We start from the raw sequence: 17,129 nt of genomic DNA, 5'->3' as shown, positions 1-17,129 counted from the left end.
TGCGAGGCGGTCTGGGTCGCGGTGGCGGTCATCGTGCCGGCGGTGGCCTGCAGCTCGGTGGCCGAGGACGACACCAGGCCGACGATCCCGCCGACCGCCCGCTCGAACCCGTCGGCGAGCTCCGTCATCGTGCGCTTGCGCTCGGCGGCCGCCGCCGCCTCGGCCAGGCACTCGATCTCCGCCTGCTCGGCCGCCTTGCGGGCGACCATGTCCCGGATGCCCTCGACCGCGCGGCCCACGGCGCCGATCTCGTCGCCGCGCGCCGCCTCGGTGATCGCGGCATCGGCGTCCCCCTGCGCCATTCGCCGGAGCACGCCGACGAGGCGCCCGAGGGGCCGCGTGATGCCGAAGACCACGATCGCCACCGCGAGCGCCAGGGCGGCGAGGAGCCCTCCGGCCGCCGCACCGACGAGGACGGTCCCGGCCTCGGCGGCGGACCGGTCGGCATTGTCGCTCGCCCGCTTGAGTTCCGCCGTCAGGAGGTCGATGCGCTTCTGCACGAAATCGCGAACCTTCCGCCGCACCGGGGCGGCGTCGACCAGCAGGATCTTCCCGGCCGCTTCGTTGTCGTTCCTGAGCCCCAGCACGTTCGCCCGCTCGGAGATCGTGAAGAACTCGGTCAAGGTCTCCCGCAGCCCCGTGTTGGCCGCCTTGCGCTCAGGCGAATCGGACAGGGCGATCAGCGTATCGGCGCTGGCAAGGGCGGATGCCTTGGCAGCATCGTAGCGCTGCATGTAACCGGCCATTTCCTCCTTGCGGAACTCCATGGCGATGTTCCGGCTCAGGATGCTGACCTCGTTCACGGAGATCTGCACGTTCATGATGTTCTGCAGGCGCGTCATCTGCACGTGGACCACTTGGCGCGCCTGAACGGCCAACTGCACCAAGTTGCTCCGGGCGTAAAAGGCGAGCCCGCCGGCCACCGCTGCGACGATGACCAAAGGTAGCACCGCCTTGACCAGGATCCGTGCGTTGCCGAGGAGATTCATCGGGGGCGCCCAACAATAAAGAAGCTGCTTGAAATACCTCAGAAACAAGTAAAAGAACGCTGAAAATGATTCGTTGCACCCGGTGCGCGGCGGGACTTAACGAGTTAGCGCTCGTTCATGGCCGACGGGCGCCCGCGCGGGCCGGTCGTATCCGGCCTGTGGTCCGCCGCCGCCCCGCGCGCCTCGGCCACGGTCACGGCCCGATAGGCCTCGACGGCGGTACCGGCATGCTCGGGCGTCAGGGCGGGGCCGGAGCGGGCGCGCAGGAAGGCGCCGAGGGTGGAGAGCCGCAGGCCCGCCGCGCGCACGAGCAGCGCCAGCCCGGCCGGGTTTTGCACGCGATAGGACGCCTCGGCCCGTTCGGGCGCGCAGCCGGCGAGGTGGGCGAGCCCGAGGAGCGCCTCGGCGGTCCGGCCCTCGGCGAGCCAGAGGCGGATGTCGGCCTCCTCGAGCCCGAGGCGAATCCGCAGGGCGACCGCCTCGAGCGCCCGCCGGTGCGGCCCCGGACGTTCCGGCTCCCGGCGCCGCAGCAGGGCGGCGCGCTGGGTCGGGCGCAGGCCCGGCCGGGCGTCGAGCCCGCGGGCGAGGCCGTCCCGGTCCTGCATCCGCTCCGACAGCAGCGAGAGCGCGGAGAGCGAGAGCTGCGCGCCCGGATTGCGCAGCAGCGTGCCCATCACCGCCTCGTCGCCGCGGTCGGCCAGGATGTCGGCGACCCGGACCGCCACCGTCTCGCGCCGGGCGATGGCCGCGAGGTGCGCCGGCCCGCGGCTGCGGGCGACGCGCAGCAGCACCTCCTCGGGCAGAGACGCGCAGCGCGCGAGCACCGGCACCGCGACGCTGGCCTCGGGATCCCAGGCGAGATGCCGCGTGAGCCGGCGCGGCGGGCGGGGCAGCGTGCCGACCCGCCGGGCGAGGCGCCCGCGCGATTGCGTGCCGGCGCCCTCGGCCAGCACCGTCATCACCTCGTCGAAGGCCCCGACCTGCGGGGCCGAGAGGTCGCCGGCCCGGGCCACCAGCAGATCGGTCATGCCGGCGAGGATGCGGGCCGCGTCGCTCCCGGGCGCGATCCGCTCGGCGGCCTCGACGAGGTCGGCGAGGGCTGCGGCGTCGGACCGCGCCGGCGCCGTGGTCTCGGATCGGAGGGGCGCGGCCGAGGCCATCGGGCAAGGACTTCCTGTCGCGAACGCTGCGGCAACCGTAGCCGCCCGATGGTTACCCGCGGCTTAGCGGATCCGCGCGGCCGCGCGTGCGGCCCTTGCCCTTTCTCCAGAACCTGCTATAGGCCGCGCCTCGCGTTCGCTCCGGCCGGGGGCTGAACGGACGGTGACGGGTCTTCCAGACCCGCCGCAGGGGTTCGCCCCGTCGTCCCGTGTCTCCGCCTTCGAACAACCGCTCGGGCCTTTGCAGGCTCGAAGGGCTTGGCGCCGTGCGACGCGAGGACGAACCGGCCCGATACCAGAACCGCTTTCCCGCGTCTTCAGGTGGCGGGCCTAGTCTCCCTGAGAAAGGCCCATCATGGCTCTGTACGAGCATGTGTTCCTGGCTCGCCAGGACGTGACCTCGCAGCAGGTCGAAACGATGATCGAGACCTACAAGTCCGTCATCGAGCAGAACGGCGGCAAGGTCGAGAAGACCGAGATGTGGGGCGTGAAGTCCCTCGCCTACCGCATCCGCAAGAACCGCAAGGCGCACTTCACCCTCCTGAACATCGACGCTCCCCCGGCGGCCCTCGCCGAGATGGAGCGCCAGATGCGCATCTCCGAGGACGTGCTGCGCTTCATGACCGTGCGCGTCGAGGAGCTCGAGTCCGAGCCGTCCGCGATGATGCAGAAGCGCGACCGCGACGAGCGCAAGGACCGCGAGCGTGGCCGTCGCCGTGACGACGACGGCTTCGCCGGCGGCTTCGGCGGCGGTGACCGCCCCGAGCGCGGCGATCGCCCGGATCGCGGCGACCGTCCGGAGCGCGCCGAGCGCACCGAGCGCAACACGAACGAGGAGCAGTAAGCCATGGCTTTCGGTGCTGGTGGCGGCGGTGGCCGTCGTCCGTTCTTCCGTCGGCGCAAGACCTGCCCGTTCTCGGGCCCCAACGCCCCGAAGATCGACTACAAGGACGTGAAGCTGCTCTCGCGCTACGTGTCCGAGCGCGGCAAGATCGTGCCCTCGCGCATCACCGCGGTGTCAGCCAAGAAGCAGCGCGAGCTCGCCCAGGCGATCAAGCGCGCCCGCTTCCTGGGCTTCCTGCCCTACGTGATCCGCTAATCGACTGATCAACAACCCGGCGGCCGCGTGCCGCCGGGTCGCTGGGGCGACGAAAGACGCCTCTAACCCCGCCCGGACCGGGCGGCGGGACAGCGGACAGGGTTTCATGCTTCGTCACACCGGCATCGGCGTCGTCGCCGGCCTCGCCTCGGCGCTCCTGATCGGGGTCGTCGTCCAGGCGACGCCGCTCGCGCTCGCGCTCTACCTGCTCGCCCCGCTGCCGATCCTGATCGTGGCGATGGGCTGGAGCCACCGGACCGGCCTCGTCGCCGCCGCATCCGGCACGCTCGCCCTCGCCCTCGTCGCCTCCCCCCTGCGCGGCCTCGCCTTCCTGGTCTCGACCGCGCTGCCCGCCTGGTGGCTCGGCTACCTCGCTCTGCTCGGCCGCGAGACGGCGCCCGGCCGCATGGAATGGTACCCGACCGGGCGGCTGCTGGCCTGGGTCGCCGTCACGGCGGCCGTCGCCCTCGTCGTCGTGGTGATGCTCTCATCCGGCGACCACGCCGCCTACCAGGAGCGGGTCCAGCGCCTCGCCCGGGCGATGCTGCAGCTCCAGCTGCAGGAGACCCCCTCCCGCGGCGCCGGCCTCGACGAGGACGACCTCGCCCGCATCGCCGAGCGGGTCGCCGGCCTCGCCCCCGCCATCATGGCGACGACCTTCACGCTGCTCCTGACCTTCTACCTCTGGGCCGGCGCCCGGGTGGTGCAGATCTCCGGCCGGCTGCCGCGGCCCTGGCCGGACCTCGCCGCCACCGCGCTGCCGCGCCGCGCGCTCTGGGGCCTCGCCGCCGGGGCGATCCTGACGGTGGCGCCGGGCTATGCCGGCGCCTTCGGGGTCGCACTCGTCGGCGCCTTCGCGGCCGCCCTGGCGCTGCAGGGTCTCGCGGCGATCCACGACCGCAGCCGGGCCAAGCCCGGCCGCACGCCGCTGCTGATCGGCCTCTACGTGCTGGTCTTCCTCACGCAGGGGGTGGCGCTCGCCGCCCTCGCCCTGTTCGGCCTCGTCGACGCCCTCACGGGCCGGCGCCGGCCCGCCCAGGTCCCGCCGGCGACCTGACGCCGGCGACCTGGGCGACAAGCGAATCCCCGGCCCGCCCAGGCGGTCCGGATCCCCGACGGCGGAAACGCTCCGCCATCACCACCCCGGGGGCCCGTGCGGCCTCCCCAGACGAAGGACGACGACGATGGACGTGATCCTGCTCGAGCGCGTGGCCAAGCTCGGCCAGATGGGCGAGACCGTGAAGGTGCGCCCGGGCTTCGCCCGCAACTACCTGCTCGCCCGCGGCAAGGCCCTGCGCGCCACGGAAGGCAACAAGAAGCGCTTCGAGGACCAGCGCGCCCAGCTCGAGGCCCGCAACCTCGAGCGCCGCGCCGAGGCCGAGAAGGTCGGCGAGACCCTCAACGGCAAGAGCTTCGTGCTGATCCGCCAGGCCGGCGAGTCCGGCGTGCTGTACGGCTCGGTCTCCCCGCGCGACCTCGCCGAGGTGGTGACCCAGGACGGCTTCACCATCAGCCGCGACCAGTTCAGCATCGCCCAGCCGATCAAGACGCTCGGCCTGCACACCGTCCCGGTGGTGCTGCACCCCGAGGTCGAGGTCTCGGTGACCGTCAACATCGCCCGCAGCCCGGAGGAGGCCGAGCGCCAGGCCCGCGGCGAGTCGACCACGACCCGCGAGGAGTTCAACCTCGACGACCTCGGCCTCGAGGTCGGTGCCGCCCTGGCCGAGGCCGGCCCGGACGCGGACGACCGCTGATATCCCCGAAAGTTCTCCCGCCCACGGCGGGAGAACCGGGACAGCGGGGACAAGCCCGGGCTTCGGGCTTGACTTGTTCCCACTTTGTTCCAGCATGGCGGGGTCCGCGGCGCGAGTCGCGGGCCCCGCCTTCGTTTCGGGAGCCGGCAACGGGCTTCCGGGCAAGGCTCGGTTAAGCAAGGTTCGGTCAAGGATGCCGGTGCGCGGGTCGCGGCAGCGGCTATGATCCGACACCCGTACTTCCGCGTCTCACCCCTCTCGCCTGGAGCCCCGCCGGATGGCCATCCCCAGCACCCTGACGGCGAACCTCGAGCCGGTGCAGCAGGAATACCGCGTCGCCCCCCACAACATCGACGCCGAGCAGGCGCTGCTCGGCGCGATCCTGGTCAACAACGACGCGTTCTACCGGGTCTCGGACTTCCTGCTGCCCGAGCACTTCATGGAGGAGGTGCACCGGCGGATCTACGAGGTGTCGATCACGCTGATCAAGGCCGGCAAGCTCGCGAGCCCGATCACCCTCAAGACCTATCTCGGCGACGCCGACCTCGGCGGCCTCACCGTCGGCCAGTACCTCGCGCGGCTCGCCGCCGAGGCCTCGACGGTCATCAACTCCGAGCATTACGGCCGCACGATCTACGACCTGGCCCTGCGCCGGCGGCTCATCACCATCGGCGAGGACCTGGTCAACGGCGCCTACGAGGCCCCGGTCGAGACCTCGCCGCGCGAGCAGATCGAGGCGACCGAGCGCCGGCTCTACGAGCTCGCCGAGACCGGCAAGTACGACGGCGGCTTCCAGAAATTCTCCGACGCCCTGACGGCGGCGGTCGACATGGCGGCCAAGGCCTACCAGCGCGAAGGGCGGCTCTCGGGCATCGCCACCGGCCTGTCCGACCTCGACGCCAAGATGGGCGGCCTGCAGGCCTCGGACCTGATCATCCTGGCCGGCCGTCCCGGCATGGGCAAGACCTCGCTCGCCACCAACATCGCGTTCAACATCGCCAAGGCCTATGTCGGCGAGAAGCAGCCCGACGGCTCGATCGCGACCAAGAACGGCGGCATCGTCGGCTTCTTCTCGCTCGAGATGTCGGCCGAGCAGCTCGCCACCCGTATCATCGCCGAGCAATCGGGCGTCGCCTCCTACAAGATCCGCCGCGGCGACATCCGGCCCGAGGAGTTCTACAAGATCACCGACGCCGCGCGGGACATGCAGACGATCCCGTTCTACATCGACCAGACCGGCGGCATCTCGATCGCCCAGCTGGCGGCCCGGGCGCGACGGCTGAAGCGCCAGCGCGGCCTCGACCTGCTCGTCGTCGACTACCTCCAGCTGCTCTCCGGCTCGTCGAAGAAGGGCGAGAACCGGGTGCAGGAGATGACCGAGATCACCACCGGCATGAAGGCGCTCGCCAAGGAGCTGGCGGTGCCGATCGTCGCCCTGTCGCAGCTCTCGCGCCAGGTCGAGGCCCGTGACGACAAGCGGCCCCAGCTCTCGGACCTGCGCGAATCGGGCTCGATCGAGCAGGACGCCGACGTGGTGATGTTCGTGTTCCGCGAGGAATACTACGTCAAGAACAAGAAGCCGCGCGAGGGTACCGAGGAGTTCTTCACCTGGGAGGCCGAGATGAACCGCGTCTACGGCAAGGCCGAGGTGATCCTGGGCAAGCAGCGCCACGGCCCCACCGGCACCGTCGAGCTCCAGTTCGACGCCGAGATCACCCGGTTCTCGAACCTGGCACAAGGCGACCGGCTGCCCGATACGCATTGACGCCCCGCTTGACTTGACCGGTGGATTTCCCATCCGCGACCTCATCCTGAGGCGCCCACGAAGTGGGCCTCGAAGGAGGGCTCCCGACAGCCCTGAGATTTCTGGAGACCTCCTTCGCGGCTCCCTTCGGTCACACCTCAGGATGAGGTCGCGGGTAGGATGGGAAAATCATCTGCGCGACCACATCAGGCCGTCGGGCAGAGACGGAGGCAAATCCTACCCTTACGGTGAGGCGCCCTCGGTCTCCTCCCTTGGCGGGGCTTGTCGCGGGAGGTAGACCGGGCACATGAGCGAATCGAGCCCCATCGGCCATGGCGGCCGCCTGACCATCGACCTCTCGGCCCTGCGGGCGAACTGGCGGATTCTCGCGCAAGCCGCGGAGTGCCCCGAGACCGCTGCAGTCATCAAGGCCGACGCCTATGGCTGCGGGATCGCCGAGGCCGGCTCGGCCCTGTGGCGGGAGGGCTGCCGCACCTTCTTCGTCGCCCACCTGTCGGAGGGCGTGCGTGCGCGGGCCGCCCTGCCGGACGCCGCGATCTACGTGCTGAACGGCTTTCCCCCGGGCAGCGCGCCCGCCTACCGGGAGGCGGATCTCCGCCCGGTGCTCGGGTCGCGCGAGGAGGTCGCCGAGTGGGCGGCGGCGAATCGGGCCGAGGGCACGACCCGCTTAGCGGCGCTCCACGTCGATACCGGCATGAACCGCCTCGGCCTCTCGGTCGCTGAGGGGCTGGCGCTCGCCGGCGATCCGGTCGTGGCACAGGCCGGCATCGACCTCCTGATGAGCCATCTCGTCAGCGCCGAGGTCGAGCACGACCCCCTCACCGACCATCAGGCCGCCGAGTTCGCCCGGGTGCGCGCCGCCTATCCGGGCGTCCGGGCCTCGCTCGCCAACTCGTCGGGCGACTTCCTCGCTTCCTGCCGCGCCGACCTGGCGCGTCCCGGCTACGCGCTCTACGGCGGCAATCCGCGGCCCGGGCACGACAATCCGATGCGGCCGGTGGTGCGGCTCGAGGCCACGATCCTGCAGGTCCGCGAGGTCGCGGCCGGCGAGACCGCCGGCTACAACGCCCGCTGGACCGCCTCCGGACCGCGCCGCCTCGCCACCCTGTCGCTGGGCTACGCCGACGGCTTTCCCCGCGCCTCGACCGGCCGCGGCGAGGCGGTGGTCGGCGGCGTGCGCTGCCCCTTCGTCGGCAACGTCTCGATGGACCTCATCATCCTCGACGTCACCGGTGCACCCGCCGAGGCGGCGGTCCGCGGCGCCCCCGCGACGCTCATCGGCGACGGGCTCGATCTCGACACGGTGGGGCGCCACGCCGGGACCATTGGCTACGAGATCCTGACGGGGCTCGGGCGGCGCTACGCGCGGGTGTATCGGGACTGAAAGGTCGCTCGGGATCGTTCTGGCCGGACAGGATCGACAACCGTCATGTCATCCCGGGGCTCAACGAAGTCGAGAACCCGAGATCCATAACCGCTGACGGTCGAGAATGAGGCGGTCAGCGCCCCGCTTCAGTCGGAAATCTCAGCGGTTATGGATCCCGGGTTCCGCTGTCGCGGCCCCAGGATGACACCGAGGGGATGAGCCAAGTCGAGCGAGCGGCGGCACCTTCGAAAACTCGGTACGGCCCCGCTCCTGCCCACCCATCGCACCTCTTTCGAAAAGACGGTTTTGCTCGGCGCCGGTTGGCGCTAGGCTCCCGCCCGGGAATGCCGGGGCCGAAGACCCCGGCCACGGGAGGATCGCGCGCATGGACTTCACCCTCTCCGAGCGGCAACGCCACTGGCGCGACCGGGTCCGGGCCTTCATGGACGAGCACGTCCGCCCCGCGGTGCCGACCTACAAGGCCGAGATGGAGGCGTTCGGCGCCGACCGCTGGCAGCCGGTGCCGGTGATCGAGCGGTTGAAGCCCAAGGCTCGCGAGGCCGGGCTGTGGAACCTTTTCCTGCCGCCCTCCCCCGATCACGACGACGGCGACTTCTGCGGTGCCGGGCTGACCAACCTCGATTACGCGCTCTGCGCCGAGGAGATGGGCCGGATCCAGTGGGCCTCCGAGGTGTTCAACTGCTCGGCGCCGGATACCGGCAACATGGAGGTGCTGCACCGCTACGGCACCAAGGCCCAGAAGGAGCGCTGGCTCACCCCCCTCATGGCCGGCGAGATCCGCTCGGCCTTCCTGATGACCGAGCCGGACGTGGCGTCGTCCGACGCCACCAACATCGAGACCAGGATCCGCCGCGACGGCGACCACTACGTCATCAGCGGCCGCAAGTGGTGGTCCTCGGGCGTCGGCGACCCGCGCTGCGCCGTCGCGATCGTGATGGGCAAGACCGACACCAGCGCGCCCCTGCACCAGCAGCAATCGCAGATCCTCGTCCCCCTCGACACCCCCGGGATCGAGGTGGTGCGGATGCTGCCGGTCTTCGGCTACGACGACGCGCCGCACGGGCACGCCGAGGTGATCCTGCACGACGTCCGGGTGCCGGCCGAGAACCTGCTGCTCGGCGAGGGCCGCGGCTTCGAGATCGCGCAAGGGCGCCTCGGGCCGGGGCGCATCCACCACTGCATGCGCACCATCGGCGTCGCGGAAGAGGCGCTGGAGAAGATGGCCAAGCGCCTTCTGACCCGCGTCGCCTTCGGCAAGCGCATCGCCGACCATTCGGTCTGGGAGCAGCGCATCGGCGAGGCCCGCACCGACATCGAGATGACGCGGCTCCTCTGCCTCAAGGCGGCCGACATGATGGACAAGGTCGGCAACAAGGGCGCCAAGCTCGAGATCGCGATGATCAAGGTCGCGGCCCCCCGCATGGCGCTCAAGATCATCGACGACGCGATCCAGGCCCATGGCGGCGCCGGTGTCAGCAGCGATGCAGGCCTCGCCTATTCCTACGCCCGCATCCGCACGCTTCGCCTCGCCGACGGGCCCGACGAGGTCCACAACCGCTCGATCGCCCGGCTGGAGCTGGCGCAATACGGCAACCGCGAGCGGCCGAAGGCCTGACGGAAGATCGTCCGCACGCAAGCCCCGTTCGAGAGAACGGGTTTCCCGCGCGGGCCGCAAAAAAGCACGACGATGCTTTTGACGGCGCGGAAACGGCCTTCGATACTGAAGGTCAACCGCGCCGTTCGACCATGACGGCGCCGGCTCTTCTTCAGATTGACGAGCGAGGATCCGCCCATGACGCAGCAAACCCCCGAGCCGATTCGCTTTGCCTACTGGGTGCCGAACGTCTCCGGCGGTCTCGTCGTCAGCAAGATCCCCCAGCGCACGGGCTGGGACGGCGACTACAACCGCGAGCTGGCGCGCATCGCCGAGACGGCCGGCTTCGACTACGCCCTGACCCAGATCCGCTTCACCGCCGGCTACGGCGCCGAGTACCAGCACGAATCGGTCGCCTTCAGCCACGCGCTGCTCGCCGCCACGGACAAGCTGAAGGTGATCGCCGCGATCCTGCCCGGGCCGTGGAACCCGACGATCGCCGCCAAGCAGATCGCCACGATCTCGCAGCTCACCCACGGGCGCATCTCGGTCAACATCGTCAGCGGCTGGTTCTCGGGCGAGTTCCGGGCGATCGGCGAGCCGTGGCTCGACCACGACGAGCGCTACCGCCGCTCGGAGGAGTTCATCCGGGCCCTGCGGGGGATCTGGACCGAGGACGACTTCACCTTCCGGGGCGATTTCTACCGCTACAGCAACTACACCCTGAAGCCGAAGCCGGCCGAGCCGCTGCCCGAGATCTTCCAGGGCGGCTCCTCGCGGGCGGCGCGGGACATGGCGGCCCGGGTCTCGGACTGGTACTTCACCAACGGCGCCACCCCGGACAAGCTTCGTCTCCAGGTCGACGACATCCGCCACAAGGCCGAGGCCGAGGGACGCAGCGTGAAGGTCGGCGTCAACGCCTTCGTGATCGCCCGCGACACCGAGGAGGAGGCCCGCGCCGTCCTGAAGGACATCATCGACCAGGCCGACCCGGACGCGGTGCGCGCCTTCGGCCACGAGGCGAAGAATGCCGGCGCCGCCTCGCCCGAGCGCGAGGGCAACTGGGCGAACTCCACCTTCGAGGACCTGGTCCAGTACAACGACGGCTTCCGCACCAACCTGATCGGCACGCCCGACCAGATCGCCGAGCGCATCCTGGCGCTCAAGGAGGCCGGTGCCGATCTCGCGCTCCTCGGCTTCCTGCACTTCCAGGAGGAGGTGAAGTATTTCGGCGACGAGGTGATTCCGCGGGTGCGGGCCCTGGAGGCGGCGCGGGCCGAGCGCAAGGAAGCCGCCTGACCGATCTCGCCGGCGCAACGATGAAGCGCAATTTAATCGACCCGCCGCGCGGGTGAACCGATCATCGGGCCGTTCCACACGGCGGCCCGGTGATGATCGACCTTCGCTCCAGCGCGACCCTTCTCCTCCTCGCGCTCGCGGCGATGCCCGCGTCCGCCATGCCGGGGGCGGAGCGGGCGCGGGCGCTGACCGAGCCGGTCTATGTCCGGCCGATCTACGGCGCCTACCGGCAATGCGGCGGCGCCTGCCTCAAGAGCGGCAGCCTGTCGTGGTTCTGCGGCGCGCGCCAGCACTGCAGCCTCGATTGCGCGACCGCGCCGCCTGTGCGCCGCTGCGCCTCGCCTTAGATCGACACGACAAGGCGAGCGGGCCCGGCAAGGCAGCGGGAGGCGCAAGGCATGACCGAGGCGGATGCAGGACCGGTCCACGCCTTCCTCGCCGGCCGCGGCCGCGACGGGAGCGGGCGCCGCCTCGCCGAGGTGCTGGCCTTCGACGACGCCCGGATCGAGGGCGTGCACGACTTCATCCAGTGGCTGTTTCCGCTCGATGCGCCGAGCCGGGCGGTGCCGGGGGCGCCGGTGCTCGGGCCCGCGGAGGCCGCGGCGATCCGGGCCGACCCGGCGGCGCGGGCCGGGCTGCTCGCCGCCCGCGACCGGATGCTGCGCTTCTACGCCGGGACGACGGGCTGGCGGCGGGCTTTCGACCACAACCACCTGCGCATCACCCGCACCCTCACGGCGCTGCGCGACCTTACCGGGATCGGCGAGGCGCGGATCTTCCACGAGGCCGTCCTCGGCTTCGTTGCGGAGGCAGGCTCCCCGGTGAACCCGGAGAGCCTGGACTATTGGCGACGGGCGATCGAGGACTAGAGCGCTCTGCGATCGCGTTGCAATCGCGAAGCGCTCTCAATCTTTGCTTCGTCGCATTTTCTTCGACGAACCGGCATCCGCCTCGTCGGACAATATCCTAGAAGAACGCCTGCAAGCCCGTCTGGGCGCGCCCCAGGATCAGGGCGTGGACGTCGTGGGTGCCCTCGTAGGTGTTGACCGTCTCGAGGTTCTGCGCGTGGCGCATCACGTGGTACTCGCCCATGATGCCGTTGCCGCCGTGCATGTCGCGCGCCTCACGGGCAATCGCCAGCGCCTTGCCGCAATTGTTGCGCTTGACCAGCGAGATCATCTCCGGCGCCATCCGGCCCTCGTCGAACAGCCGGCCGACCCGCAACGAGCCCTGGAGGCCGAGCGCGATCTCGGTCTGCATGTCGGCGAGCTTCTTCTGCACCAGCTGGGTCTGGGCGAGCGGCCGGTCGAACTGCTTGCGGTCGAGGGTGTATTGCCGCGCACGGTGCCAGCAATCCTCGGCCGCGCCGAGCGCGCCCCAGGAGATGCCGTAGCGCGCCCGGTTGAGGCAGCCGAACGGCCCCTTGAGCCCCGAGACGTTGGGCAGCAGCGCCGATTCCGGCACTTCGACGCCGTCCATCACGATCTCGCCGGTGACCGAGGCGCGCAACGAGAGCTTGCCCTTGATCTTGGGCGCCGAGAGCCCCTTCATCCCCTTCTCGAGGATGAAGCCGCGGATCTGGTTGTCGTGCGACGGGGACTTCGCCCAGACCACGAACACGTCGGCGATCGGGGAATTGGAGATCCAGGTCTTGGCGCCCGACAGCCGGTAGCCGCCGTCGATCTTCTCGGCCCGGGTCTTCATGCCGGCGGGATCGGAGCCGGCATCCGGCTCGGTCAGGCCGAAGCAGCCGACGAACTCGCCCGAGGCGAGCTTCGGCAGGTACTTCTTGCGCTGGCTCTCGTCGCCGTAGGCGTAGATCGGGTACATGACGAGCGAGGATTGCACGCTCATCATCGAGCGGTAGCCGGAATCGATCCGCTCGACCTCGCGGGCGACGAGGCCGTAGGCGACGTAGCTTGCTCCGGCGCAGCCGTACTCCTCCGGCAGGGTGACGCCGAGAAGGCCGAGCTCGCCCATGGCGTTGAACAGCGAGCGGTCGGTCTTCTCCTCGGCATAGGCCTCGACGATGCCGGGCAGCAGGCGCTCCTGGGCGAAGCTGCGGGCGGAATCGCGGATCAGGCGCTCGTCGTCGGTGAGCTGGTCGTCGAGCAGGAAGGGGTCGTCCCACCGGAACGCGCCGCGGGTGCCCTCATGGGGCTTCACCGGGCTGAGGTTGGTCTGGGTCGCGACCGCGGCGGACGGGGGGTTCATGGCGTCTCCTCCTTGCATTTCGGGCCGGACGTTACCGCGGGTGCGCCGCCTTCGCCAGAATGCGAAACCGCATTCCGCACGGCCCAGCCATGCAGGCAGCCCAAGGCCGCGTAAGCTGGCGGCCCGGGACGGGCCGGGTCACTTCACCTGCTGCTTGTCGAGCTTGCGGGCGAGCGTGCGCCGGTGCATCCCGAGCCGGCGGGCGGTCTCCGAGATGTTGAAGTCGGTCTCGACCAGGGTCTGGTGGATGCGCTCCCATTCGAGCGTCTTGATCGAGGTCGGCCGGCCGTCGAGGGAGACGTCGACGTCTCCCGCCGCCTTCGAGAACGCCGCCTCGATGTCGTCGGTGTTGGCGGGCTTCGCCAGGTAGTGGCAGGCGCCGAGCTTGATCGCCTCGACGGCGGTGGCGATGCTGGCATAGCCCGTGAGCACCACCGTGAGGATCTCCGGATCATGGTCGTGCAGCGCCTTGACGCAGGCGAGGCCCGACTCGCCGTTGAGCTTCAGATCGACGACCGCGTAGGTCGGGGTGCGCTCGGCGAGCAGGGCCTCGAGGGGGGCGAGGCCCGGCAGGCTCACCACCGTGTAGCCGCGGCGCTCGAACGAGCGGGTCAGGGTGGCGGCGAAGCGGTCGTCGTCCTCGACGATGACGAGCAGGCGGTCCTCGTCGGCCATCTCACACCGTCAGGCTCGCGAGCGGCAGGCTGATGGTCACGACGGCGCCTCCATAGCTGCGGTTGCGGGCCTCCACCGTGCCGCCGAGCTTGCGCACGACGTTGACGACGAGGAACAGCCCGAGCCCGCCGCCGAGGCGGCCCTTGCTCGATGTATAGGGCTGGCCGAGGCGCGCCAGCATCTCGGGCGCGAAACCCGGGCCGCGGTCGGTGACCGAGAGCCGCAGGGTGTCGCCGTCGCGCAGGAGCACCAGCTCGACGAAGGTCGGCGACAGGTCGAGGGCGTTGTCGAGGACGTTGAACAGCACCTGCTTGAGGGCGGTGTCGGAGACGATCTCCTGGTCCTCGCCGAACTCGTCGCGGACCTGGAGGCAGAAGCAGGAGCGCATCCGGCGCCAGTCGCCGGCGAGCTCGGTGACGAAGCCCCGCACGGTGGTGAGGTGCGGCGCCTCCCCCCGGGCGGCCCCGGCGGCGAGCAGGATGCCGGTGACGATCGCTTTGCAGCGCCCGACCGCCTCCTGCATCTCCCCGATCTCGCGGGCGATGTCGGGCGAGGCGGTGAGCTCCGGCATCCGGCGCCAGTCGCCGAGGATGACCGAGAGGGAGGAGAGCGGCGTGCCGAGCTCGTGCGCGGCGCCCGAGGCCAGGAGCCCCATGCGGACGATGTGGTCCTCCTCCGCCGCGCGCTGGCGCAGGGCGGCGAGACGGGCATCCTGCCGGCGCAGGTTGCGCGAGATCCGGGTGACGAACACCGCGATCAGCGCCGCGTCGATGACGAAGCTCACCAGCATCCCGACGAGATAGAGCCGAAAAAGCTCGGTCTCGCCCTCGCCCTGCGGCAGCACCAGCGGCCGGTAGGCCAGCATCAGCACGCCGAGCGCCGCGGTGGTGAGCGCGACGAGGCCGATCGTCGCCCGGCTGCTCAGCAGCACCGCCGCCAGGGTGAGCTGGAGCAGGAACAGCGAGGTGAACGGGTTGGTGGCGCCGCCGCTCAGCGAGAGCTGCACCGTCAGCGCGGCGACGTCGAGGAGGAGCGCGACGAACAGCGTCGCCTCGGTGACGGGGCCGCCGCGGGCGATCCAGGCGAGGCTGACGAGGTTGAGGAGCACGAGACCGGCCAGCACCACCGCCATCGCCCCGAGCGGCAGGGCGATGCCGAGGCCCGCCTGCGCCACCGCGATGGTGACGACCTGGCCCGCCACCGCGATCCAGCGCAGCTGCACGAGCAGCAGCAGGTTCTGCCGGCCGCCATCCTGGTCGTCGTCGGACGGCCCCGCCTCGCCGAGGCCCGCCAGCGAGCCGATGCCGAGGTGCCGGGCGGCCGAGATCAGGGCGGCGCGGGCGGTGCGGCGGAGTTCCGCCCAGTCGGTCATGGCTGTCCCGTTCGCCCGCGCGCCCGACATCGACTTCATCACCCGGAAGACACCCGCCTCACAGTTCGCGCAGCAGCCGATAGACCGCATAGCCCGCCATCAGGGCGAGGCCAAACCACGTCAGCGCGTAGATCAGGTGGTGATTGCGAAACGTCACCACGGTCAGGCCGCCGACCGGCTCGCCCGGCCGGTTGCCGGAGGCGTCGGCGTCGATGAAGTAGGGCGCCACGTCCCCGAGACCCTTGGCGGCGGCGATCGCCGCGACGTCGCGCGAGTACCAGCGGTCGTGGGCGGGGTCGTTGCTGCGCAGGAAGCCGCCGCCGGGCTCGGGAAGGCGCAGGAGCCCGGTGACCGTCACGGTCCCCTCCCCGTCCCCGGCCGGCGCCCGCCAGTCGGGCGGCACGAAACCGCGATTGACCAGGATCGTGTCGCCGGCGGGTGTGACGAGGGGCACGAGGAGCCAGGAGCCGGCGCCCTTCTCGGTCAAGGCCGTGGTGCGCACGGCGCGGTCGGGCAGGAAGCGGCCGGTCGCCGTCACCCGCCGGTACTCGTCGGCGTCGCGGGTGATCCGTGGCCAGTCGGAGCGGCCCGGTGCCGGAACCGGGGGGGCGGCGAGCCGCGCCTCGACGCGAGCGATGAGGTCGAGCTTCCAGGCCCGGCGCTCGACCTGCCAGATGCCGAGGGCGACGAACATGGTCGTCGCCAGGAGGCAGAGCGCGACCAGGAGGAAGCGCTTGGACCGGGGCGGCGCGGCCGCCCCGGCAGGGTTCGCGAGGTCGCCGTCGGCCACCGTCACGGCATGTTGCGCATGTCGCCGGGCGACATCGGCATCATGTTGGTGTTGAGGTGGTACATCACCCAGAGCGAGCCCGAGAGCGCGATCACCACGAGCACGACCGTGAAGATCAGCGCCATCATGGTCCAGCCGCCTTCCGACCGCGCGTTCATGTGCAGGAAGTAGACCATGTGGACCACGATCTGCGCCACCGCGAAGGCCATGATGACCAGCGAGGTGACGCGGGAGTCCGAAAAGACCTCCGCCATCACCAGCCAGAACGGGATCGCCGTCAGGATCACCGACAGGACGAAGCCGGTGATGTATTCCCGCCGGCTGCCGTGGCCGGCCTCGTGATGGTCGTGGACGACCTCGACGTGCACGTTGTCGGAGACGGGAGCGCGGGCGCTCATTTCAGGGACCCCATCAGGTAGACGAAGGTGAAGACGCCGATCCAGATCACGTCGAGGAAGTGCCAGAACATGCTCAGGCACATCAGGCGGCGGCGGTTGGCCGGGATCAGGCCGCGCTGGTGCACCTGCACCATCAGGGTCACGAGCCAGATCAGCCCGAAGGTGACGTGGACGCCGTGCGTCCCGACCAGGGTGAAGAACGAGGACAGGAAGGCGCTGCGCTGGGGCGTGGCGCCCTCGTGGATCAGGTGGGCGAACTCGTAGAGCTCGAGGCCGATGAAGCAGAGGCCGAAGGCGCCCGTGACCGCGAGCCAGCGCTGGGTCATACGCTGGTCGCCCTTCTCCATCTCCAGCATGGCGAAGCCGTAGGTGATGGAGGAGAACAAGAGCATGGAGGTGTTCACCGCCACGAGCTTGAGGTCGAACAGGTCCGCGCCGGACGGGCCCGCCGCGTAGTTCCGTCCGAGCACGCCGTACGTCGCGAACAGGATCGCGAAGATCAGGCAGTCGCTCATCAGGTAGAGCCAGAACCCGAGCATGGTCCCGCCCTCGGCGTGACCGTGCTCGTCGGCGACGTAGAAGTGCAGCTCGGCGTCGCTCGCCGTGACCGTCTGTGACTGTGCCATGGCGGGG

Annotated in this window: 18 protein-coding genes; 10 read left to right on the top strand and 8 right to left on the bottom strand. The window is 70.5% G+C overall.

Annotation, left to right across the window (positions count from 1 at the left end):
* Both BMX97_RS29780 and BMX97_RS29775 read right to left on the bottom strand, forming a co-directional pair.
* On the bottom strand, positions 1-884 hold an 884-nt coding region (locus BMX97_RS29780; protein WP_244538714.1), incomplete at its 3' end, for a HAMP domain-containing protein.
* 209 nt (positions 885-1,093) lie between these two features.
* On the bottom strand, positions 1,094-2,149 hold the full coding sequence (locus BMX97_RS29775; protein ID WP_091754752.1) for a DUF2336 domain-containing protein: 1,056 nt from the start codon (positions 2,147-2,149) through the stop codon (positions 1,094-1,096).
* Positions 2,150-2,504: 355 nt separating this feature from the next.
* Here BMX97_RS29775 and rpsF point away from each other — a divergent pair, with 355 nt between their 5' ends.
* The 10 genes from rpsF to BMX97_RS29725 all read left to right on the top strand — a co-directional run bounded on the left by rpsF (position 2,505) and on the right by BMX97_RS29725 (position 11,916).
* On the top strand, positions 2,505-2,993 hold the full coding sequence (rpsF, locus tag BMX97_RS29770; RefSeq protein WP_091754751.1) for a 30S ribosomal protein S6: 489 nt from the start codon (positions 2,505-2,507) through the stop codon (positions 2,991-2,993).
* 3 nt (positions 2,994-2,996) lie between these two features.
* The gene (rpsR, locus tag BMX97_RS29765) at positions 2,997-3,248 is read left to right on the top strand and encodes a 30S ribosomal protein S18 (RefSeq protein WP_012332436.1); all 252 of its coding nucleotides are present in this window, start codon (positions 2,997-2,999) and stop codon (positions 3,246-3,248) included.
* 106 nt (positions 3,249-3,354) lie between these two features.
* A complete protein-coding gene (locus tag BMX97_RS29760) occupies positions 3,355-4,305 on the top strand; it encodes a DUF2232 domain-containing protein (RefSeq protein WP_091754750.1) in 951 nt (316 codons plus the stop codon).
* Between the two features lie 127 nt (positions 4,306-4,432).
* The gene (gene rplI / locus BMX97_RS29755; protein WP_060848650.1) at positions 4,433-5,002 is read left to right on the top strand and encodes a 50S ribosomal protein L9; all 570 of its coding nucleotides are present in this window, start codon (positions 4,433-4,435) and stop codon (positions 5,000-5,002) included.
* Positions 5,003-5,279: 277 nt separating this feature from the next.
* Entirely contained in the window at positions 5,280-6,767 is a 1,488-nt protein-coding gene (locus tag BMX97_RS29750; RefSeq protein ID WP_091754749.1) for a replicative DNA helicase, read from the top strand.
* 286 nt (positions 6,768-7,053) lie between these two features.
* Complete coding sequence (gene alr / locus BMX97_RS29745) at positions 7,054-8,151, top strand: alanine racemase (protein ID WP_091754748.1); 1,098 nt, start codon at positions 7,054-7,056, stop codon at positions 8,149-8,151.
* A gap of 367 nt (positions 8,152-8,518) precedes the next feature.
* Positions 8,519-9,769 (top strand): acyl-CoA dehydrogenase family protein, encoded by a 1,251-nt coding sequence (locus BMX97_RS29740; RefSeq protein WP_091754747.1) that lies wholly within the window; start codon positions 8,519-8,521, stop codon positions 9,767-9,769.
* Positions 9,770-9,946: 177 nt separating this feature from the next.
* A complete protein-coding gene (sfnG, locus tag BMX97_RS29735) occupies positions 9,947-11,047 on the top strand; it encodes a dimethylsulfone monooxygenase SfnG (RefSeq protein ID WP_091754746.1) in 1,101 nt (366 codons plus the stop codon).
* Between the two features lie 92 nt (positions 11,048-11,139).
* Positions 11,140-11,394, top strand: a complete 255-nt coding sequence (locus BMX97_RS29730; RefSeq protein ID WP_091754745.1) for a hypothetical protein — start codon at positions 11,140-11,142, stop codon at positions 11,392-11,394.
* 51 nt (positions 11,395-11,445) lie between these two features.
* Positions 11,446-11,916 (top strand): opioid growth factor receptor-related protein, encoded by a 471-nt coding sequence (locus BMX97_RS29725; protein ID WP_091754744.1) that lies wholly within the window; start codon positions 11,446-11,448, stop codon positions 11,914-11,916.
* Between the two features lie 97 nt (positions 11,917-12,013).
* Here BMX97_RS29725 and BMX97_RS29720 read toward each other — a convergent pair whose 3' ends face one another.
* The 6 genes from BMX97_RS29720 to cyoC all read right to left on the bottom strand — a co-directional run bounded on the left by BMX97_RS29720 (position 12,014) and on the right by cyoC (position 17,122).
* Positions 12,014-13,261 (bottom strand): acyl-CoA dehydrogenase, encoded by a 1,248-nt coding sequence (locus BMX97_RS29720; protein WP_244538713.1) that lies wholly within the window; start codon positions 13,259-13,261, stop codon positions 12,014-12,016.
* A gap of 138 nt (positions 13,262-13,399) precedes the next feature.
* Positions 13,400-13,936, bottom strand: a complete 537-nt coding sequence (locus tag BMX97_RS29715) for a response regulator transcription factor (RefSeq protein ID WP_060846483.1) — start codon at positions 13,934-13,936, stop codon at positions 13,400-13,402.
* Position 13,937: 1 nt separating this feature from the next.
* Positions 13,938-15,308 (bottom strand): ATP-binding protein, encoded by a 1,371-nt coding sequence (locus BMX97_RS29710; RefSeq protein WP_091754757.1) that lies wholly within the window; start codon positions 15,306-15,308, stop codon positions 13,938-13,940.
* 58 nt (positions 15,309-15,366) lie between these two features.
* Entirely contained in the window at positions 15,367-16,002 is a 636-nt protein-coding gene (locus BMX97_RS29705) for an SURF1 family protein (RefSeq protein ID WP_091754756.1), read from the bottom strand.
* Positions 16,003-16,100: 98 nt separating this feature from the next.
* Positions 16,101-16,496 carry a cytochrome o ubiquinol oxidase subunit IV gene (gene cyoD / locus BMX97_RS29700; RefSeq protein ID WP_060846485.1) on the bottom strand — a complete coding sequence of 132 codons (396 nt, stop codon included), beginning with the start codon at positions 16,494-16,496 and terminating at the stop codon, positions 16,101-16,103.
* Positions 16,493-17,122: a cytochrome o ubiquinol oxidase subunit III gene (gene cyoC / locus BMX97_RS29695; protein WP_091754743.1), complete on the bottom strand. Its 630-nt coding sequence runs from the start codon at positions 17,120-17,122 to the stop codon at positions 16,493-16,495. The genes cyoD and cyoC overlap by 4 nt, the downstream gene beginning before the upstream one ends.
* Positions 17,123-17,129: the final 7 nt, after the last annotated feature.

It is taken from the genome of Methylobacterium sp. ap11 (genome assembly GCF_900110515.1).
GTDB lineage: Bacteria > Pseudomonadota > Alphaproteobacteria > Rhizobiales > Beijerinckiaceae > Methylobacterium > Methylobacterium ajmalii.
The sequence above is the reverse complement of the archived record's forward strand: the minus strand, read 5'-3'. Positions and strand labels throughout refer to the sequence as shown.